At 38.5% G+C, this 4,076-nt stretch carries 1 protein-coding gene; it reads left to right on the top strand.

What is annotated here, in order from left to right; translation table 11 throughout:
- Positions 1–3,843, top strand: a 3,843-nt coding sequence (locus KS419_RS20680; RefSeq protein ID WP_217068510.1) for an endo-1,4-beta-xylanase, incomplete at its 5' end; no start/stop codon positions are given.
- Between the last annotated feature and the right edge of the window lie 233 nt (positions 3,844–4,076).

The following is a 4,076-nucleotide window of genomic DNA, read 5'->3' as shown; positions in this document are numbered from 1 at the left end:
GGATGGGAACCCTTAAGTTGGGCACCAACAGCTGAGGTGGAAACAACGGATGAAACTGCATCAACAGGAAATCAATCACTTAAGTTCTTTAATCGGTCTGAAAGAGGATCTAGTTTAGCTCTTAACTTAACAAATAAATTAGATAAAGGTGAAACATACACATTAAGTTTCGATGTGAAAATGAGTGAAGGTACAGATACCCTTCGTCTAGCTTCAAAATATGCATATCCAGGTACTACAAATGAGAATCCTTGGTTAATCGGAAATAAAGAAGTTGGTTCCGATGCATGGACAACATTTGAACTAGAAAATTTTGAATATCATGAAGACACAACAGAGTTTATAATCTATATTGAGTCACATGAATCGGGTAGTGCACCAGACTTTTTTATTGATAACTTTAAAGTTATCCAACATGGTGTTGTTGTGACTCCTGGAACACCAGAAGAACCATTTACTCCAATTGAAATCGCGCATTTTGATTTCGAGGAAAGTGCGCAAGGTTTTGTAGCGCGAGGTGATGATGTTAATGTTGGAAGAACAGACGAAGCAGCATCTTCAGGTGAATACAGCCTTAAAGTTACTAATAGAACAGCAAATTGGCACGGCGCAGCTGTTAATGTAACAGATCTTCTACAAAAAAATGCAGTATACAGTATTACTGCTGATGTAAAAGTAATCGATGATATTCCTGAAGGGGAAGAAGAAACACTGGTAGCAACGATGTTAACGAATATTGCTGGAGAAGAAACCTATCCACGTGTAGGGGAAGTATCGGCAACTGATAATGATTGGCATAGCATTGAAGGTACTTTCACCTATGATTTTGATCCGACTAGTTTAACACTCTACTTTGAAGCTGCTACAACAACATTATCATATTATGTTGATAATATTGTAATTACAATGACAGCGCCAGCACCTGGAACAGATGGTCCCCCTCGTCCACCTGCAGAAGTAATGGAAACAATTACTTTTGAAGATGGGGATCTTAATGGATTTACCGGTCGCCATGGTGATGAAGTATTAACTATTTCAGAAGGTGTAAATCATACGGAAGGTGGTAACTATTCACTTCTAGTAGAAAATCGTCAGCAGAATTGGCATGGACCTAAACTTGATGTCATTGACTATGTAGATCAAGGAAGTGAGTATGAGATTTCTGTGTGGGTAAAAATGCATGAACCAAGCAGTGCGCAGTTAACACTTTCCACCCAAGTAGGTGACGGTGATGGTGCAAGCTACAATAACATCACCAGTGCAACAGTTACGAGTTCTGAGTGGGTAGAATTAAAAGGTAAATACCGTTATTCAAGTCTTGGTGGCGGAAACTTGTCTATTTATGTGGAAAGTAGTAATGTGAATGCATCTTACTACATTGATGATATTAGTTTTGTAAAAACAGATGCTGGTGCAATTGAAGTGCAAGATTTAACGCCAATTAAAGATGTCTATGAAGGGGATTTCTTAATTGGTAATGCAGTAAGTATGGCTGAGTTTGATGGTGTTCGGTTAGAATTACTTGAAAAACACCATAACTTAGTTACAGCTGAAAATGCTATGAAACCAAGTTATATGTATGGTGCTGATGGTGAATTTAACTTTGATGCTGCGAATTCTCTTGTTGAAAGAGCATCAGAAGAAGGATTTAAAGTTCACGGTCACGTACTTGTTTGGCACAGTCAATCATACGCTGGTCTTTATTACGATGGAAATGGGAATCCATTACCTGATGAAGTAGCTAGAGAGAATATGTACACTCATATTGAAGAAACAATGGGGAACTTTGCACAAAATCAAGAATTTCGAGATGCAATTATATCATGGGATGTTGTGAACGAAGCGATTGTTCCTAGACAAGGGGTTCCCCTTGATGATTGGAAGGCGCATATAAGAACAGCACAAAATGGTTGGTACGATACTCTCGGGGCAGATTATGTTGAACTTGCTTTTAAGAAAGCGAAAGAAGTAAAAGAAGAGCTCGGACTTGATGTCACATTGTTTTATAATGATTACAATGATGACGATCATAATAAATCAACAATTATCTATCATATGATTAAAGACATAAATGAACGTTACCAAGAAGAACATAATACCGAGGATTTATTGATCGAAGGTATGGGGATGCAAGCACACTATAACTTAGGTACGAATCCTGCAAATGTTCGGGAATCGATGGAACGCTTCATTAACCTAGGTCTTGAAATTGGTGTAACTGAACTTGATGTTACCGCAGGTGATGATGGTGTTCAAACTGCAGCACAGGCTAATCGCCAAGCTTATATTTATGCTAAACTATTTGAACTCTATAAGGAAAAAAGTGAGCATATTTCCCGTGTAACATTTTGGGGGTTAAATGACTCAACAAGCTGGCGTGCATCTCAATCACCACTTCTGTTTGATAGTAACTTACAAGCGAAGTTAGCTTATGAAGCAGTTATTGATCCAGAAGGGTTCTTAGAAAACTATGAAGATATTGGTGATTTAGTACGTCAAGGCGAAGGTGTCTACACTGAAACAGCACCTATTCTAAATGGTGAAATAGATGCTGTATGGGCAAATGCACCACGCTTAAGCATTAACAGATTCCAACAAGCATGGTCAACTGCAACTGGTATGGCACGTGTACTCTGGGATGAGGAGAATCTTTATGTATTGTTTGAGGTAAATGACTCAGAGCTTGATAAAGGAAATGCAGATGCTTGGGAGCAAGACTCTGTGGAAGTGTTTTTAGACCAAACAAACGGTAAAGCACCAAACTATGCTGCTTATCCTGGTGTCGGCCAATACCGGGTGAACTTTGAAAATGATCAGTCAACTGGTGCAGGTGATCCAAGTGTTTATGAAGGGTTTGAATCAGCAGCAAAAGTAAATGGTACATCTTATGTTGTTGAAATGAAGATTCCACTCACTGAAATATCACCAGAGAACGGGAAAAAGATTGGGTTTGATGCACAAGTTAACGATGCAGCTGATAACGCACGTGTTGGTATTGCAGCTTGGAATGATACAACTGGTCAAGGGTACCAAGATCCATCTGTTTTCGGTGTTCTTACCCTAACTGGAAAACCTGATTCCAAGGAACCAGGTAAAGACAAAAAAGACAAAAATGACAAAGACACGCCTAAACCAAAACCGGTTGTTACAAAACCTGTTGTAAAAGAAAATCAGGCTACTATTAAGGATAAAGATGTAAAGAAAGTAGAAAAAGATGGAGAATTAGTCGTTGATTTAAGCAAAAATGATTCTTCCATGAAAGTTTCCTTCACGAAAGAGCAAATTAAAACGTTAAAAGAACAAAATGCAACAGTCACCGTTCAAATGAAAGATGTGGAGATTAGTATCCCGGCATCTGTATTTACAAATGGAAATGAAGCGGTTAATATTTATCTCCAAAAAATGAATGATATTGAAGGTGCATTAAGTGCTGTTTATGACTTTAAAATCTATCAAGGTGGCAAATTAATTAACAAATTTGACTCACCAGTCACTCTTACGTTCAAAGTCGATACAAGTAAGGTGAAAAATCCTGATCTTGTAAAAGTATTCTACTGGAATCCTGATACGGAAACGTGGGAACTTGTGGGTGGAGAATATAAAGATGGATTTATTTCAGTAGACGTGGACCATTTCAGTACATTTACCGTATTTGAATTGGAAAGTGCAGATGACACTACTGTCGATAAGGAAAAACCTACAGTAGATGAAAAGCACAAACTTCCTGTAACAGCAACGAACAGTTATACATTGCTATTAATCGGATTACTCACATTACTGGCGGGAGCTTTCTTCCTAATTATTGTATCCCGTCGTGAAAAGCAATCTGGAATAGAAGTGTAAGCGAACTAGTAAAAACTACTGATATGTAGTTGTTTATCTGAACCGTAGCCGTCACTTCCTTGTCTAATGGCCAAGGGGGGTGACGGCTTTTTTAAAAGATAAGAATTTATAAGTTTTTTGCACCTTCGGGCAAGTTGTCTAGCTCCAGCGCCTACTCGCAAGGGAACTGAAAAAGTGGTGCTTTTCCACTTTTACAGTCCCTAAGCAATGAGCGTAGCCGTCGCAATCTTTAA

The sequence above is a fragment of the Evansella tamaricis genome (assembly GCF_019042215.1).
In the GTDB taxonomy this organism is placed as follows: Bacteria; Bacillota; Bacilli; order Bacillales; family Salisediminibacteriaceae; genus Evansella; species Evansella tamaricis.
Note: the sequence above shows the minus strand (reverse complement) of the source record. Positions and strands in the feature narration are given on the sequence as shown.